The organism is Paraburkholderia sp. HP33-1, from assembly GCF_021390595.1.
Classification (GTDB): Bacteria; Pseudomonadota; Gammaproteobacteria; order Burkholderiales; family Burkholderiaceae; genus Paraburkholderia.
In genome coordinates this window covers 2,746,859-2,763,014 of sequence record NZ_JAJEJR010000001.1, presented here as the reverse complement: position 1 = coordinate 2,763,014, position 16,156 = coordinate 2,746,859, and the positions used below count along the sequence as shown (strand labels likewise).

At 65.0% G+C, this 16,156-nt stretch carries 16 protein-coding genes; 5 read left to right on the top strand and 11 right to left on the bottom strand.

Features of this window, described 5'->3' with window-relative positions:
* Positions 1-172 precede the first annotated feature (172 nt).
* Genes kynA through kynB form a run of 3 tightly spaced genes read right to left on the bottom strand, consistent with a single transcriptional unit; the run spans position 173 to position 3,048 of the window.
* Entirely contained in the window at positions 173-1,099 is a 927-nt protein-coding gene (kynA, locus tag L0U81_RS12610) for a tryptophan 2,3-dioxygenase (RefSeq protein ID WP_233803109.1), read from the bottom strand.
* 11 nt (positions 1,100-1,110) lie between these two features.
* Positions 1,111-2,361 (bottom strand): kynureninase, encoded by a 1,251-nt coding sequence (gene kynU / locus L0U81_RS12605; RefSeq protein ID WP_233803107.1) that lies wholly within the window; start codon positions 2,359-2,361, stop codon positions 1,111-1,113.
* A 48-nt stretch (positions 2,362-2,409) separates the two neighbouring features.
* Entirely contained in the window at positions 2,410-3,048 is a 639-nt protein-coding gene (gene kynB, locus L0U81_RS12600; protein ID WP_233803105.1) for an arylformamidase, read from the bottom strand.
* Between the two features lie 130 nt (positions 3,049-3,178).
* Here kynB and L0U81_RS12595 point away from each other — a divergent pair, with 130 nt between their 5' ends.
* Positions 3,179-3,694, top strand: a complete 516-nt coding sequence (locus L0U81_RS12595) for an Lrp/AsnC family transcriptional regulator (protein ID WP_233803103.1) — start codon at positions 3,179-3,181, stop codon at positions 3,692-3,694.
* Between the two features lie 59 nt (positions 3,695-3,753).
* On the opposite strand, the gene L0U81_RS12590 is transcribed toward L0U81_RS12595, so the two are convergent.
* Positions 3,754-4,263, bottom strand: a complete 510-nt coding sequence (locus tag L0U81_RS12590; protein ID WP_233803101.1) for a flavin reductase family protein — start codon at positions 4,261-4,263, stop codon at positions 3,754-3,756.
* A 470-nt stretch (positions 4,264-4,733) separates the two neighbouring features.
* On the opposite strand from L0U81_RS12590, the gene msrA reads away from it, so the two are divergent.
* Positions 4,734-5,273: a peptide-methionine (S)-S-oxide reductase MsrA gene (gene msrA, locus L0U81_RS12585; protein WP_233803099.1), complete on the top strand. Its 540-nt coding sequence runs from the start codon at positions 4,734-4,736 to the stop codon at positions 5,271-5,273.
* On the opposite strand, the gene L0U81_RS12580 is transcribed toward msrA, so the two are convergent.
* The 3 genes from L0U81_RS12580 to pdxH all read right to left on the bottom strand — a co-directional run bounded on the left by L0U81_RS12580 (position 5,260) and on the right by pdxH (position 8,672).
* Positions 5,260-6,591, bottom strand: a complete 1,332-nt coding sequence (locus tag L0U81_RS12580) for a DUF72 domain-containing protein (protein ID WP_233803097.1) — start codon at positions 6,589-6,591, stop codon at positions 5,260-5,262. The two genes, msrA and L0U81_RS12580, sit on opposite strands and share 14 nt — an antisense overlap.
* A gap of 88 nt (positions 6,592-6,679) precedes the next feature.
* The gene (locus L0U81_RS12575; protein ID WP_233803095.1) at positions 6,680-7,894 is read right to left on the bottom strand and encodes an SAM-dependent methyltransferase; all 1,215 of its coding nucleotides are present in this window, start codon (positions 7,892-7,894) and stop codon (positions 6,680-6,682) included.
* Between the two features lie 136 nt (positions 7,895-8,030).
* Positions 8,031-8,672, bottom strand: a complete 642-nt coding sequence (gene pdxH, locus L0U81_RS12570) for a pyridoxamine 5'-phosphate oxidase (RefSeq protein ID WP_233803093.1) — start codon at positions 8,670-8,672, stop codon at positions 8,031-8,033.
* A 241-nt stretch (positions 8,673-8,913) separates the two neighbouring features.
* Here pdxH and tcdA point away from each other — a divergent pair, with 241 nt between their 5' ends.
* Positions 8,914-9,771, top strand: coding sequence for a tRNA cyclic N6-threonylcarbamoyladenosine(37) synthase TcdA (tcdA, locus tag L0U81_RS12565; RefSeq protein ID WP_233803091.1), 858 nt, complete (start codon positions 8,914-8,916; stop codon positions 9,769-9,771).
* Between the two features lie 62 nt (positions 9,772-9,833).
* Here tcdA and trxA read toward each other — a convergent pair whose 3' ends face one another.
* Together trxA and L0U81_RS12555 are read right to left on the bottom strand one after the other, a co-directional pair.
* The gene (trxA, locus tag L0U81_RS12560; protein ID WP_233803089.1) at positions 9,834-10,682 is read right to left on the bottom strand and encodes a thioredoxin; all 849 of its coding nucleotides are present in this window, start codon (positions 10,680-10,682) and stop codon (positions 9,834-9,836) included.
* Between the two features lie 89 nt (positions 10,683-10,771).
* Positions 10,772-11,647, bottom strand: a complete 876-nt coding sequence (locus tag L0U81_RS12555; RefSeq protein ID WP_233803087.1) for a pirin family protein — start codon at positions 11,645-11,647, stop codon at positions 10,772-10,774.
* Positions 11,648-11,755: 108 nt separating this feature from the next.
* Here L0U81_RS12555 and L0U81_RS12550 point away from each other — a divergent pair, with 108 nt between their 5' ends.
* Entirely contained in the window at positions 11,756-12,637 is an 882-nt protein-coding gene (locus L0U81_RS12550) for an EamA family transporter (RefSeq protein WP_233803084.1), read from the top strand.
* A 27-nt stretch (positions 12,638-12,664) separates the two neighbouring features.
* Here L0U81_RS12550 and L0U81_RS12545 read toward each other — a convergent pair whose 3' ends face one another.
* Together L0U81_RS12545 and tsaE are read right to left on the bottom strand one after the other, a co-directional pair.
* Entirely contained in the window at positions 12,665-14,281 is a 1,617-nt protein-coding gene (locus L0U81_RS12545; protein ID WP_233803082.1) for an N-acetylmuramoyl-L-alanine amidase, read from the bottom strand.
* Positions 14,263-14,847 carry a tRNA (adenosine(37)-N6)-threonylcarbamoyltransferase complex ATPase subunit type 1 TsaE gene (gene tsaE / locus L0U81_RS12540; protein ID WP_233803080.1) on the bottom strand — a complete coding sequence of 195 codons (585 nt, stop codon included), beginning with the start codon at positions 14,845-14,847 and terminating at the stop codon, positions 14,263-14,265. The genes L0U81_RS12545 and tsaE overlap by 19 nt, the downstream gene beginning before the upstream one ends.
* Before the next feature lie 17 nt (positions 14,848-14,864).
* Between tsaE and queG the strand changes: the two genes are divergently transcribed.
* A complete protein-coding gene (queG, locus tag L0U81_RS12535) occupies positions 14,865-16,139 on the top strand; it encodes a tRNA epoxyqueuosine(34) reductase QueG (protein WP_233803078.1) in 1,275 nt (424 codons plus the stop codon).
* Positions 16,140-16,156: the final 17 nt, after the last annotated feature.

The window sequence follows — 16,156 nt, the reverse complement described above, 5'->3', positions numbered from 1 at the left end:
TTTTATGGGGCTCCGATGCTGCCTTGCTGACCATCTCTCAAGATTCGGATAACTCCGAATTTTCCGTAGCCCGATGCACGGGACCTGTTCTGCATCGAGCGGGAATAGCCACGAGTATTACGCTCGCTGTGATTCTCCGGTTGCCGGGAAAGTGCCTTACACGCGCTAACCGTTACAGCACCGTCCGCACATGCCACAACTCGGGAAACAGCACGACGTCGAGCATCTTGCGCAGATACGGCGCGCCGCTCGTGCCGCCGGTGCCCTGCTTGAAGCCGATGATTCGCTCCACCGTCGTGACGTGACGGAAGCGCCATTGGCGGAATGCGTCTTCGAGATCGACGAGTTCCTCGGCCATCTCGTACAGCTCCCAATGCTCGGATGGATTGCGATACACCTCGAGCCACGCCGCTTCGACCGATGCATCATGTTCGGTCGGCTTCGTCCAGTCGCGCTCGAGCCGTGCGGGCGCAATCGCGAAACCGCGGCGCGCGAGGAGGCGCACCACTTCGTCATAGAACGACGGCGCTTCGAGCGATGCCTTCACTTGCGCGTACACGTCGGCACGATGCGCATGCGGCTTCAGCATCTGGTCGTTCTTGTTGCCGAGCAGGAATTCGATCTGCCGGTACTGGTACGACTGGAAGCCCGACGAGCTGCCGAGGTACGGCCGCATCGCCGTGTATTCGGACGGCGTCATCGTCGCGAGCACGCTCCACGCCTGCACCAGTTGCTCCATGATCCGCGAGACGCGCGCGAGCATCTTGAACGCGGGCGGCAGCTCGTCGCGATGCACGGCCGCGAGCGCCTCGCGCAGCTCGTACAGCGCGAGCTTCATCCATAGCTCGCTCGTCTGATGCTGGATGATGAACAGCATCTCGTTGTGATCCGGCGACAACGGATGCTGCGCGTCGAGCAGCGTGCCGAGCGACAGATAATCGCCGTAGCTCATCGACTCCGAGAAGTCGAGCTGCGCTTCGTGCCAGCCGCTGTCGGCCGCGCTGGCGGGCGGCGCCGAAGCGGTCTGTCCATGCCCGAACGGGCAGCCTCGTACCGCCAGTTCTTCTGGCAAGCCCGGCGTGTGCATGTGATCGGTCATTTCTGCAATCCTCAGGTAACGGCGCCGCGCGCGGCAAATTCAGGCGCCCGCCAGGCTTCGCGGGTGAGCACGTCGCGCAACGTTTCGACGGCGTCCCAGACGTCGACGAAGCGCGTGTACAGCGGCGTGAAGCCGAAGCGCAGCACATGCGGCTCGCGATAGTCGCCGATCACGCCGCGCGCGATCAGCGCCTGCATCACCTCATAGCCGTGCGGATGCTCGAAGCTCGCATGCGAGCCACGCTGCGCATGCTCACGCGGCGTCACGAGCTTGAGCGGAAATTCGCCACAACGCGTCTCGACGAGTTCGAGGAACAGATCGGTCAGCGCGAGCGACTTCTCGCGGACCGCCTGCATAGTCGTTTGCAGGAACACGTCGAGCCCGCATTCGACGAGCGCCATCGATACCATCGGCTGCGTGCCGCACAGGTAGCGGCCCACGCCGTTATCGGGCTGATACGTCGGGTTCATCTCGAACGGTGCGCGATGCCCCCACCAGCCCGACAGCGGCTGCGCGAACTCGTTCTGGTGGCGCCTCGGCACCCACACGAACGCGGGCGAACCGGGGCCGCCGTTCAGATACTTGTACGTGCAGCCGACCGCATAGTCGGCGTTCACGCCGTTCAGATCGACCGGCACCGCGCCCGCCGAATGCGCGAGATCCCACAGCGCGAGCGCGCCCCTGGCGTGGATCAGCTTCGTCAGCGCGGCCATGTCGTGCATGTAGCCGGTGCGGTAGTTCACGTGCGTGATCATCGCGATCGCGGTGTCCTCACCGATCGCGTCGGGCAGCTCGGACGGATCGTCGACGAGGCGCAGCGCGTAGCCGCGATCGAGCTGCTCGATCAGGCCCTGCGCGATATACAGATCGCTCGGAAAATTCGATCGCTCGGACACGATCACGCGGCGCTTCGGATCGCGCGCATTCGCGAGCCGCACCGCCGCCGACAGCAGCTTGAACAGGTTGATCGAGATCGTGTCGGTGATCACGACTTCATCTTCGGCCGCGCCGATCAGCGGCGCGAGCTTGTTGCCGAGCCGGCGCGGCAGCGCGAACCAGCCGGCGTTATTCCAGCTGCGGATCAGCCCTTCGCCCCATTCGGCGGCGATCACGGTCTGCGCGCGCTGCGCGGCGGCGGCCGGCGGCACGCCGAGCGAGTTGCCGTCGAGATAGATGGTGGTCGGCGACAGCGCGAACTGGTCGCGCAGCGCTGCGAGCGGATCGGCGCTGTCGAGCGCCACGGCTTCGTCACGATGGTTCATGGTGGGTTCGATCGGTTGGGCAGGTCTGCCTGATGTTGCGGGTCTTGTTCAGTGTGCATCCGGTAGCGCGCGCAGCACCGCGCGTACCGGGCTCGCGTCGAGCGTGGTCAGTTTCAGCGGGAGCGCGATCAGTTCGTAGTCGCCGGGCTCGACCGCGTCGAGCACGATCCCTTCGAGAATCGCCATCCGGTGCGCTCGAATCCGGTGGTGCGCGTCCATCGTCTTCGATTCCTGCGGATCGAGCGACGGCGTATCGATGCCGATCAGCTTCACGCCGCGCGCCGCAAGCAGATCGACGGTCTCGGGCGCGACTGCGCAGAACGCGCTATCCCACTCGCGCGTCGGCGCATTTCTGTAAGTGCGCAGTAAGACTCGCGGCGGCAGATCGTCGAGCGAGCCAGCCAGGTGTTGTGGCGTCACAACAGGCGACGCGCCGATACAGTGAATCACTCTGCATAAACCGAGGTATGCGTCGAGGGGCACGTCGCCGATCGCGGCACCGTCGGCGTCGTAATGCAGCGGCGCGTCGGTATGCGCGCCGGTGTGCGGCGAGATCGTCAGACGCGCGACATTGACCGGCGAGCCAGTCTCCATGCGCCAGACGCGCTCGATGCCGACCGGCGTGTCGCCGGGCCAGACGGGCGTGGCGGTATCGACGGCGGGGGTGAGGTCCCAAAGTGCTTGCATGACGGTTCCGGCGCAAGGTGACTATCTCTGAATGATAGAGGTCAAGCCGCGAAATGTGATTGCGAAAAAATCTCCTTCTTCGCGGTGTCTTGGAACATAATTTGAGTCAAATGGGAAAGGGAGACCGAATATGAACGCGATCTCGCTCGACGCCACCGATTGCCGTATCTTGACGGTGCTGCAGCAGGAAGGACGGATCAGCAATCTGGACCTCGCGGAGCGCATCTCGCTCTCGCCATCGGCGTGTCTGCGACGCCTGCGTCTGCTGGAGGAGCAGGGCGTCATCGAACACTACCGCGCGTGTCTGAACCGGGAAGTATTGGGATTCGAGCTGGAAGCGTTCGTGCAGGTATCGATGCGCAACGACCAGCAGAACTGGCACGAGCGCTTTGCCGAAGCGCTGCGTGACTGGCCCGAAGTGGTCGGCGCGTTCGTCGTGACCGGCGAAACCCACTACCTGCTGCGGGTGCTCGCGCACAACCTCAAACACTATTCCGATTTCGTGCTCCATCGCCTGTACAAGGCGCCGGGCGTGCTGGACATCCGCTCGAACATCGTGCTCGAAACGCTGAAGGAAGATTCGGGCGTGCCGGTGTCGCTCGTGAAGAAGAGCAGCGGGCACGGGGCCACGCATAGCGAGCGCTGAGGGTAGTGAGGGCGGGGGCGCGCAGCTTTTGCCCCGCCTGATTGACAGACCCTAGCCGCTCAAAGAGGCTTCAGGCCGTGGAACTGGCCGCTCTGAAACACCAGCGGCAGAATCTCCGCGGCATTTTCATGCACGCCACAGCGTTCCACTTCACCGACGAAAATCACGTGGTCGCCTTCGTCGTAGCGGCTGCGGTTATGGCATTCGAACCACGCGAGCGCGCCGTCGAGCACCGGCATGCCGGTGTCGCCCGCCGCGTGCGACACGCCCTCGAAGCGGTCGCCCTTCACGGTTGCGAAGCGCTTGCACAGATCGAGCTGCGACGCGGCCAGCACGTTGACCACATAGTGACTATTGGAGCGGAACACCGGCATGGACGCCGAGCGCGTCGCGAGACTCCACAGCACGAGCGGCGGATCGAGCGACACCGAGTTGAAGGAACTGGCCGTGATGCCGATCAGCTGGCCGGACGCGGCGCGCGTCGTGATCACGGTGACGCCGGTCGCGAACTGGCTGAGCGCCTGTTTGAAGGCGTTCTGATCGAAGTTGGGGGGGCTCGCGCGCTTCATCGGGGCAAGATCCCCGGCGCGCGCCGTGAGAAAGACGGGCTAAAGCGCGAATAAGAGCGCAGACATGTGAGGCTGGCAGCGGAAGTTTCGAAAGTCATGGTGAAAATCGTCGATTTCCACCAATTTTAACTGCAATCGACGCGCGAGCCGCACAGCGTTGTGTGCGATGCGTGGTCGGGCGTCATCGCCCTCACAGGTCGAGCATGAACCGGCTGCGTCGAATTCGCTCGCGTCGGCCACCGGGGACCTGTCGTGGCGGAGATATTCGCCCATCGTACGCCGGCGTTTCTATACTCGATATCGGTATGGCCAGATTTGCGGGAATGGCGCAGCGCGTCGCGCGACAGGTGTCTGGCGTGTGCCTTTCAGGACGCGTTTTCGACCATATATTCGAATGCGGCGGCAGAACCGGCGGCGCCAGGCAGGCCGGTTGCCGACCATTTTGTGTTTCTGATTCTGGGGTGAAGCTTATGAACGAGACGGCAACGCTCGGCGGTGGATGTTTCTGGTGCCTCGAAGCGGTGTATCTGGGCGTCGAGGGGGTCAATGCGGTGGAGTCGGGTTATGCGGGCGGCCACACGCGCCATCCGAGTTACGAGCAGGTCTGCGATGGCGACACCGGTCACGCGGAAGTGGTCAAGGTCGACTTCGATCCGGCGAAGATCAGCTATCGCGAGATTCTCGACATCTTCTTCGCAATCCACGATCCAACCCAGCTGAATCGGCAGGGCAACGACGTCGGCACGCAATACCGCTCGGCGATCTTCACGCATTCCGACGTGCAGCGCGAAACCGCGCTGCAGGCGATTCGCGAGATCGGCGAAGAACGCATCTACGACGGCAAGATCGTGACCGAGGTGCTGCCGCTCGGCGAGAACTACTGGCCCGCCGAGACGTATCACCAGAACTACTTCGCGCAGCACCCGAATCAGGGCTACTGCTCGTTCGTGGTTGCACCGAAGGTCGCGAAATTCCGCCAGAAGTTCGCGCACCGGATCAAGGCAGGTTGACGGCGGGGCGGCGCGACTGGAGGGCTTCGACAATCGCTTCGGCCAGTTTCACGCAGCTGAGCGGCGCCGATCCTTCCGCCTTGTTGTTGACCGCGATCACGACCGGCTGGCCGGCGAGCGCGTAGCGCGCGGCCAGCTCGGCGAGCGAGGCGCGCGTCGCCGGATCTTCGTCGACGAGCCGATTGAACGGCTCGTACTTCGCTTTCGCCTGCTCGTATTTGAAGCCGCCGTGCAAACTCCAGCGCACGATCAGCGGGCCGGCCGGTTCGCCGTCGAGCAGCGCGAGCGCCGCGGCCTGGCGCAGCGGATCGGGCATCCGCGCATGAATGCCGACGCAGTAGCGCACGCCTGCCGTCTTCAGCATGCGGATGAAGCGCGGCGTGAGCAGACTCGCGTCGCGAATCTCGACCGCGTAGCAACTGCCCTCGGGCAGCCTGGGCAGTGCGTTGAAAAACTCGCCGAGACGCTCGATGAACATCGCCGGCTGCGCGAGCATCTGATCCGGCAGCGGCGAAAACTGGAACGCGAGCGCGCCGGCTTTTGCGCCGAGGCCTTCGAGACAGGGCGTGACGAAATCGTCGATCGCCATCTGCGCGTTCAGGAAGCACGGGTTCAGCGACACCGGCTCGCCGCGCTCGGCGCGCACAGTGGCGTCGGTGATCGTCATCGGCGCCTTGACGATGAAGCGGAAATGCTCGGGCACCTGCTGCGCGTAGCGCAGGTATTCGGTGACCGTCAGCGCCTGGTAGAACGACCGGTCGATGCTGACCGTCTTCAGCAGCGGATGCGCGCCGTACGCACTCAAGCCCTCGCGCGACAGTTTGCTGTTGCTGTAGTCGTCGCCGTAGACGATGCCGCTCCAGCCCGGAAACGACCACGTCGAGGTGCCGAGGTGGATCTGCGGCGGCAATTGCGCCGCGAGCGCGAGCAGTTCGGGCGAGGGCGGCGCGGCGAGCACGTCGCGGGTGCGGCGTCTTTTCGGAGCGTCGGTCGAGGCGGGCGGGGACGGCGGGGACTCTGTTTCAGGGGCGGGCCCGTCGGGCGTGGCGTCGTCTTCGAACAGCGACGCAGCGGCGTTGGCTTTGGCGGTCTTTGGCGCGCGCTTGCGCTCTTGCGCTGCCGCGCTGCCGGTGGACCCGGGGGCGGCCGAATCGGCTTCGCCCGGCGACACAGCCGGCGTCTCTACCAGAGTCTTCACCGGCATCCCGAACAGATCGAACTGCTGCGTGGCCTCGTACGCCGCGCCGTCCGGGCTGCCGCCGTTACCGTCTTTGCCGTTCGACGGCTTTTCAACGTCACTCGTCCTGCTATGGTCCATCAATGTCCGGCCTGCTGTTGATCAGAATTGCGCCGCGGCGCGCGCTCATGCACGCCGTCGCGGCGCAACCGGTCACAGCCGGGTCGGGTCACAGCGGTTTTTCGTACATGTAGCGGCGCGACCACGGCAGGGTTTTCGCGCTACGGCCGGCTTTGCGGCACACCACCTGGAAGATCGACACGTCGTCGTTTTCGAACGCATACGCGCAGCCGGCCAGATACACGCGCCAGATGCGGAATTTTTCGTCGTCGACGAGCTTGCGGGCTTCGTCCGCATGGGCTTCGAAATTCTCCGCCCAGATGTCGAGCGTGTGCGCATAGTGGCGGCGCAGGCTTTCGACGTCAACCGGTTCGAGGCCGCCGCGCTGCATCGCTTCGAGCGCGAGGCTGATATGCGGCAGCTCGCCGTCCGGAAACACGAAGCGGTCGATGAACTCGCCGCCGCCGAGCGCGGTTTCGCCGCTATCGGCGTCGCTCGATGTGATGCCGTGGTTCATGGCGACGCCGTCGTCGGCGAGCAGATCGTGGATCTTCTGGAAATAGCCGGGCAGATTCTTGCGGCCGACGTGCTCGAACATGCCGACGCTCGTGATGCGATCGAATTGTCCCTGCACGTCGCGATAATCCTGCAGGCGGATTTCGATCTGGTTTTCGAGACCCGCCGCCTTCACGCGCGCGGTGGCGAGATCGAACTGGTTCTGCGACAGCGTGACGCCTACGCACTGCGCGCCGAACTTCCGGGCGGCGCGCAGCACGAGCGCGCCCCAGCCGCAGCCGATGTCGAGCAGACGCTGCCCGGGCTGCAGCTGGATTTTGGTCAGAATGTGATCGATTTTCTTCAGCTGCGCAGTCGCGAGGTCTTCGGTACCGGTCTCGAAGTACGCGCATGAGTAGACCATGTTCTCGTCGAGCCACAGCTTGTAGAACTCGTTCGAGACATCGTAGTGATACTGGATTGCTTTCTTGTCCGAGTTCTTCGAATGATTGAAGTAGCGCCGCACCCGCGCGAGCTTGCCGGCGCTCGTCACGGTGCTGCGAGCAAGCTGGTAGCTGATATTGATGATGTCCGAGAGCTTGCCCTCGATGTCGATCTTGCCTTTCACATAGGCTTCGCCGAGATTGTCGAGGCTCGGTTCGAGCAGATAGGGCAGCGCGGTTGCGCTCTTCACGTGTAGCGTGACCCGGGGCGCGGCGAACTGCCCGAAGTCGTGTTGCTGACCGTCCCACAGCACGAGGCGTGCGGGAACGTTAGCTTTGATTTTGACGTCTTCAACCCACTGCGCCAGCTTTTTCTCCCAGAACATGTGATCTCTCCGTGTTCGTTGATTTAAAGCAAAGCTGTGTGGATCGCGACAGGGCGCGGCGCATTCCGCGGGCCGCGCAACGCAATCCAGCCGGCGCGCCGCTACGTTCGCGGCATGGCCGGCTTCATTCGTCGGGTCAGGGCGACAGGCGCGCGATTTGCCAGGTGCCGCCTTCCTGCGCGCGCGTAAAGAGCAGACGGTCGTGCAGCCGCGATGGCCGCCCCTGCCAGAATTCGATCGCGTCGGGCACCAGACGGTAGCCACCCCAGTGCGGCGGACGCGGAGGATTGTCGCCGTATTGCAGGCTGATTTCGCGTTCGCGCACTTCGAGCTGCGAACGGCTTTCAATCACCTGACTCTGATTCGAAGCCCATGCGCCGATGCGCGAGCCGAGCGGACGAGACGCGAAATACGCATCGCTGTCTGCTTCGCTCGTTTTGACGACGCGGCCCTCGATGCGCACCTGGCGCTCGAGTTCGATCCAGTGAAACAGCAGGCTCGCGTAGGGGTTCGCGCTTAGCTCGCGGCCCTTGCGGCTCTCGTAATTGGTGAAGAACACGAAACCGTGCTCGTCGACACCCTTGATCAGCACGATGCGTGCCGATGGCCGGCCGCGCGCGTCGACCGTGGCCAGGGTCATTGCATTCGGCTCGGGCAGCCTGGCGTCGATTGCCTGCTGGAACCACGTGTCGAATTGACGGAACGGATCGTGGTTGACGTCGGCAACGTCCAGTGACCCCAGCGAATAATTTTTGCGAAGCTCGGCGAGTGAGATCATGTTCTTATGCGAACGCTACAGTAAGCCAAGTATAACTAAGGAGCCAGGTTTTTGCGCGCGAGCGGATCAACGTATCGCGCGGCGCATGTTGAGCCAGCGCAAGCCTGCAACGTTGCGTTGCTGCACGGGACCCCGCGCGGCGGCTTTCACGGCTTCAGGCAAAATACGGGCTGCGCGCGTTGGCCTCTGCCAGTACGCCGCCGCTTTCTCCGTTCCGCCTGTGTTTTCGAGCCCTGCCACCATGTCCAGCACCACTGCGCAATCCGATCTTACTACCAGCCTCGACGCGAATGAATCCGCCGACCGTGCACGCCGTTTCGGCGGCATTGCGCGTCTGTACGGCGCGCCTGCGCTCGCCGCGTTCGAGGGCGCGCACGTCGCCGTGATCGGCATCGGCGGGGTGGGGTCGTGGGTCGCGGAGGCGCTTGCGCGCAGCGCGCTCGGCACGCTGACGCTGATCGATCTCGACAACGTCGCGGAAAGCAACACGAACCGCCAGATTCACGCGCTCGACGGTAACTACGGAAAGCCGAAGGTTGAAGCGATGGCCGAACGCATCGCGGCGATCAATCCGTATTGCGACGTGCGGCTGATCGAGGACTTCGTCGAGCCGGACAATTTCGCGGCGACGCTCGGCGGCGGCTTCGATTACGTGATCGACGCGATCGACAGCGTGCGCACGAAGACCGCGCTGATCGCGTGGTGCGTCGAGCGCAAGCAGCCGCTGATCACGATCGGCGGCGCGGGCGGTCAGCTCGACCCGACGCGCATCCGCATCGACGATCTCGCGCTGACGATCCAGGATCCGCTGCTCTCGAAGGTGCGCGGCCAGTTGCGCAAACAGCATGGCTTTCCGCGCGGGCCGAAGGCGAAGTTCAAGGTGAGCGCCGTGTATTCGGACGAGCCGTTGATCTATCCGGAAGCGGCGGTATGCGATATCGACGAGCAAGCCGAGCACGTGAGCACGTCGCCCGGACATACGGGGCCGGTCGGGTTGAATTGCGCGGGGTTTGGGTCGAGCGTGTGCGTGACCGCGAGCTTTGGTTTTGCGGCTGCGGCGTACGTATTGCGGGAGTTGGGGAAGAAGGCGGCGGTTTAGGCGGCCGGATTCTTCAACCCGCACACCACCCAACCCGCCGCGCGGCGAATCACGACAAACGATCAGTACAACGACGCGCTCAACTTGCGCCGCCACTGCGACACCAGCTCCGGCTGATGCGCGGCCAGGTCGAATACCGACAACATCGTCTTGCGGCCGATATCGTCGCGGAACGTGCGGTCGCGCTGCACGATCGCGAGTAGGTGTTCCAGCGCCTGCGCATATTTATGCCGCGCGATAAATGCGCTCGCGAGATCGAAGCGCGCTTCGAGATCGTCAGGGTTGCCGGCGACGCGCGCTTCGAGCGCATCGGTGGGCGGCAGGTCGGCGGCGGCGTCCACCGCGTCGAGCCGCGTCTTGATCGCGTTGAAGCGCGCGTCGATGCCTTGCGTGGTTTTTGGCGACAGCAGATCGACTTCGTTGCGCGCCTCGTCGATGCGATTGTCCTGGAGCAGCAGCTCGATGCGGTCCATGCGCGCGTCGTCGAAGCCAGGGTCGTACGCGAGCGCCGCTTGCAGCAGGTCGTACGCGTCGTCGCGGCGGCCTTCGGCGAGCGCGGTCTGCGCTTCGATGCGCGCGCCCGCCGCACCCTGCGGCACGAGCCGCTCGAGGAACTCGCGCAGCTGTCCTTCCGGCAGTACGCCGACGAACTGATCGACGGCCTGGCCGTCGGCGAACGCGATCACGTGCGGAATGCTGCGCACCTGGAAGTGCGCGGCCAATTCGTGATTCTCGTCCACGTTGACCTTCACGAGCTTCCATTTGCCGGCGGCCTCGGCTTCGAGCTTTTCGAGCATCGGGCCGAGACTCTTGCAGGGGCCGCACCATGGCGCCCAGAAATCGACCAGCACGGGGGCCAGCATCGACGCCTTGATGACGTCCTGTTCAAAAGTGGCCAGAGTGGTGTCCATTGCGTCCTCGTCGATAGAAACGGTTTGTGGCTAGTTGGGGCCGAAACGCACGGATTCAATGCGGTCCTGCGCGCGCGGCCCCGCCGCCGTCACTTGCGCTGCGGCAGCGGAATCCATTCGGTTTCGCCGGGCACGTGGCCCATTTCCTGATTCGTCCATGCGAGCTTCGCGGCTTCGATCTTCTCGCGCGAACTCGCAACGAAATTCCATTCGATAAAGCGCTCGCCGTCGAGCTTTTCGCCGCCGAGCAGCATCACGCGCGCGCCGTGGGTGCTCGCGAGCGTGACGGTTTCGTCGAGCGCGAGCACGGCCATCTGGCCCGCTTCGAGCGGCGTGCCGTCGATCTCCAGATCGCCTTCCACCAGATATACGCCGCGCTCCTCGTGCTCGGGTTCGAGCGCGAACGCGCTGCCCGGCGTGAAGTCGGCGGCGACGTACAGCGTGCCCGAAAACGTCGCGACCGGCGACACCGCGCCGAACGCGGTGCCCGCGATCACGCGCAGCGTCACGCCGTTGCGCTCGACGACCGGCAAGGTCGTGGCCGCATGATGCGTGAACGACGGTTGCGCGTCTTCATCGGCTAGCGGTAGCGCGACCCAGGTCTGGATGCCGTGAATCTTCTGGCCGCGCGCGCGGTCTTCCGGCGGCGTGCGCTCCGAATGGACGATGCCGCGGCCGGCCGTCATCCAGTTGACGTCGCCGGGAACGATCTTCTGCTCGGAGCCGAGGCTGTCGCGATGCATGATCGCGCCGTCGAACAGATAGGTGACGGTCGCGAGGCCGATGTGCGGATGCGGGCGCACGTCGAGGCCGGTGCCGGGTTCGAGGGTCGCGGGGCCCATGTGGTCGAAGAAGATGAACGGGCCGATCAGGCGCGCTGCCAGCGCCGGCAGCACGCGCCGCACGGTCAGATTGCCGATGTCGCGCAAATGCGGTTTGAGGACGGCTTTGATCGAGGTACTCATGGGCAGGCTCGCCGGGAAAGTGGAGGGACAAGGCTCGAATGGTCGATTCTACTGCGCGTCGCCGCCTCCGCTACACTGCCGGATTGAACCATCACACAGGAGACGCGGATGTCGCCGAGAGACTTGCTGCTCGCGCTGATCGTCGTGATCGCGTGGGGCGTCAATTTTGTCGTGATCAAGGTCGGCCTGCATGGCGTGCCGCCCATGCTGCTCGGTGCGCTGCGCTTCACGCTCGCGGCAGTGCCGGCGGTGTTTTTCGTCAAGCGGCCGCAAATGCCGTGGCGGTGGTTGTTCGCCTACGGCGCGACGATCTCGTTCGGGCAGTTCGCGTTCCTGTTCTCGGCGATGTACGTCGGCATGCCGGCTGGGCTCGCGTCGCTGGTGCTGCAGGCGCAGGCGTTTTTCACACTGATCTTCGCGGCGCTGTTTCTGCACGAGCGCTTCCGTGTGCCGAACGTCGCCGGTCTGCTGATTGCCGCGGCGGGCCTCGGGGTGATCGGTCTGCAAGGCGGCCACACGATGTCGCTCGCCGGTTTCCTTTTGACGCTGTGCGCCGCGTGCATGTGGGCGCTCGGCAATATCGTCACGAAGAAGGTCGGCCAGGTCGATCTGGTCGGGCTCGTCGTGTGGGGCAGCCTGATTCCGCCGCTGCCGTTTTTCGCGGCGTCGTTCGTGTTCGAAGGGCCGCGCGAGATCGCGACCGCGCTGACCGGCATCAGCGCGCTGTCGATTTTCGCGATCGTCTATCTCGCCTTTATCGCGACGTTGCTCGGCTATGGTTTGTGGAGCCGTCTGCTGTCGCGCTATCCGGCAAGCCAGGTCGCGCCGTTCTCGCTGCTGGTGCCGATCGTCGGGCTCGCGTCGGCGTCGCTGATGCTCGGCGAGCAGCTCTCCGAGATGCAGGTGGCGGGCGCGTTGCTCGTGATGGCGGGGCTCGCGGTCAACGTGTTCGGCGGCTGGGTCGTGCAGCGTTTGATGCCGGCGCGCTGAGCGCCGGTTGCATCCTGGCTGGCGACATCACGTCATGCGGTTCTTCGCGAGCGGCGGATTGGCCGCGAAATAGCGCTTGATGCCGGTCAGGATCGCGTTGGCCATCCTGTCGCGATAGGCGTCGTCGTTCAGGCGGCGCTCTTCATCCGGATTGCTGATGAACGCGGTCTCGACGAGGATCGACGGAATGTCCGGCGCCTTCAGCACCGCGAAACCGGCCTGCTCGACCGAGCCCTTGTGCAGCTTGTTGATGTCGCCGATCTCGTTGAGCACGAAGTTGCCGTAGCGCATCGAGTCGCGAATCTGCGCGGTGGTCGACATGTCGAACAGTGCGCGGTTCACGGTCGCGTCGTCGGACTTGATGTTGATGCCGCCGATCAGATCCGACGAGTTCTCCTTGTTCGCCATCCAGCGCGCGGCAGCGCTCGACGCGCCGTGCTCCGACAGCGCGAACACCGACGAGCCCTTCGCCTCGGGTGTGGTGAACGCGTCGGCGTGGATCGACACGAAAAGGTCCGCGCCGACGCGGCGTGCTTTCTGCACGCGCACGTTCAGCGGCACGAAGAAATCGGCGTCGCGCGTCATCATCGCGCGCATGTTTGGCTGCGCGTCGATCTTCGCGCGCAGCTTCTTCGCGATGTCGAGCGCGACGTGCTTCTCGTAGGTGCCGCTGCCGCCGATCGCGCCCGGGTCCTCGCCGCCATGACCCGGATCGATCGCGACCGTGAGCAGCCGCACGGTGTTGCCGCGGCTCGGCTTCGGCGTGGTGAACGCGTAGGTGTCGTCGCCGTTGCCGAGGTTGTCGCTGTCGGGGCCGCGCGCGGGACCGCCGTTGCTGGTATTGCCGCCCTTGTTGCGGGCGATCGCAGCAGGCGGCGCAAGTGGAGCGGAGGGCGTCGCCTGCCTGCCGGCGATGACCGGTGCGGACGGCGGCGTCGTGCCACGCGCGGGCGGATGCGGTACGCCCGTTGCGGCGCCACTACCCGCGCCGTTGCCCGCACCGCCGTTCTGCGCGTAATGCTCGAAGAACGCCTCGCTGTTGTCGACGGGCGGCGCCGTGCCGGGGCCGGCGAGCGTCGCGGGCGGCGCGCTGTTTTCTTCGTTGAGCGCCTGCTGCTTGCGCTCGGTCTGCGCGAGCAGATCCATCAGCGGATCGGGCGCGACAGCCGGATACAGGTCGAACACGAGCCGGTATTTGTACGCGCCGACCGGCGGCAGCGCGAACACCTGCGGCTTCACCGAGCCCTTCAGGTCGAACACCATGCGCACTACATGCGGCTGGTACTGCCCGACCCGCACCGACGAAATCTGCGGATCGTTCGGCGTGATCTTCGACACCAGATCCTTCAGCGCCTGATCGAGATCGAGGCCGTTCAGATCGACCACGAGCCGGTCCGGTCCCTGCAGCAGTTCCTGCGTGTTCTGCAGCGGTTGGTCGGATTCGATCGTCACGCGAGTGTAGTCGCGCGCGGGCCACACGCGCACGCCGAGCACCGAGCTCGCGAAGGCGAGACGCGGCGCGACGAGGCCGAGCACGAGCGTCGACGCGCCGGCGCGCAGGATCTGCCGGCGCCGCCAGTTATGCGTTGCGCTCGCCGCCGATTCGATCGAGTGGAACGGTTTGATTAACATCTTTCGAGACATGCCTTTCCTGATTCGCTATAGGCGCGTGCGGCGAGTACGCGTGCGTCCGCGTTTGCGTCTGTGCCGCCGATGAGCCCGAGCGAGAAGACGAGATCCGGCACGCCGAGCAGCGGGCCCGCGCGTTCCGGCCATTCGACGAGGCAGACCGCGCCGCTGTCGAAATATTCGCGAAAGCCCGCGTCGGCCCATTCGGCCGGATCGGTGAACCTGTACAGATCGAAGTGATAGAGCGCGAGTTCCCCGGCGGGCCGCTCGAGCACATACGGTTCGACGAGCGTGTAGGTCGGACTGCGCACGCGGCCGGTGTGGCCGAGGCCGCGCAAGGTCGCGCGCACCAGCGTGGTTTTGCCGGCGCCGAGGTCGCCGACCAGTTGTACTTGCAAGCCGTGAAACGCGAGGCCGCTTGCGGTGCCCGGCTGTGCCTGCGAGGCTGCGCGCACGCTTTCTATCGCCTGTGCGAAGCGCGCGCCGAATGCTTGCGTGGCGGCTTCGTCCGCGAGCGCGAAAGTGCGTTCGAGCAACACGGGAGCGGACGGTAGAGTCGCGTGATCGGGATTGGCAGGCATTCTCGTAAAATGGCGTGATGAACCGAAGTCCGAAGTCCCCTGATTCCTGCACGACCGCGTCGGCCGGTGATGCCGCGCGAGTCTCGTGTGCAATGTCCCGTTTCGATGAAGCGGCGCTCCATGCGCTTGCGCTCGACATCAAGACGTGGGGCCGTGAGCTTGGTTTCGGGGCAATCGGCATCAGCGATACCGATCTGTCGGCCGCCGAAGCGCCGCTTGCAGCGTGGCTCGAAGCGGGTTGCCACGGCGAGATGGATTATATGGCCAAACACGGCATGAAACGCGCGCGGCCGGCCGAGCTTGTGGCCGGCACGCGACGCGTGATCACCGCGCGCATCGCCTATTTGCCTGCGCAGATGCTGGAGGCAGAGGCGCCTGAAAGCTCGCCCCAGAAGGCCGGGCAGTCCACCTCACGCGCGACGCCACAACCGCGCGACTGGCGCGCGGCCGAGCTCGCGCGGCTCTCGGACCCGTCGACGGCGGTCGTATCGATCTATGCGCGCGGCCGCGACTATCACAAGGTGATGCGTCATCGCCTGCAACAGCTGGCCGACCGGATCGAAGCGGCGATCGGGCCGTTCGGCCATCGCGTGTTCACCGATTCGGCGCCGGTACTCGAAGTCGAACTCGCGCAGAAGGCCGGCATCGGCTGGCGCGGCAAGCACACGCTGCTGTTGCAGCGCGACGCCGGCTCGCTGTTTTTCCTCGGCGAGATCTATGTCGACATCCCGCTGCCGACCGACGCCGAGACCTCGCCCGAGGTCGCGCCCGAAACGCCGGGCTCGCATTGCGGCAGTTGCGCGCGTTGCATCGGCGCCTGTCCGACCGGTGCGATCGTTGCGCCGTACAAGGTCGACGCGCGGCGCTGCATCTCGTATCTGACGATCGAACTGAAGGGCAGTATTCCGCTCGACATGCGGCCGCTGATCGGCAATCGCGTGTACGGCTGCGACGACTGCCAGCTCGTGTGTCCGTGGAACAAGTTCGCGCAGGCCGCGCCGGTCGCCGATTTCGACGTGCGACATGGCCTCGATCGCGCGTCCCTGGTCGAATTGTTCGCGTGGAGTGCGGACGAGTTCGATACGCGCATGCAGGGCAGTGCGATTCGCCGCATCGGTTACGAGAGCTGGCTGCGCAATCTCGCGGTCGGCATGGGCAACGCGTTGCGCGCCGCGCCCGCGAGCCTTGACGCCGACGCGCGCGCCGCGATCGTGCGGGCATTGCAGCAGCGTGTTGACGATCCATCGGCGCTCGTGCGCGAGCATGTGGAGTGGGCGCTCGAAGCGGCGTAAAGTGGCGGCAATCGGGC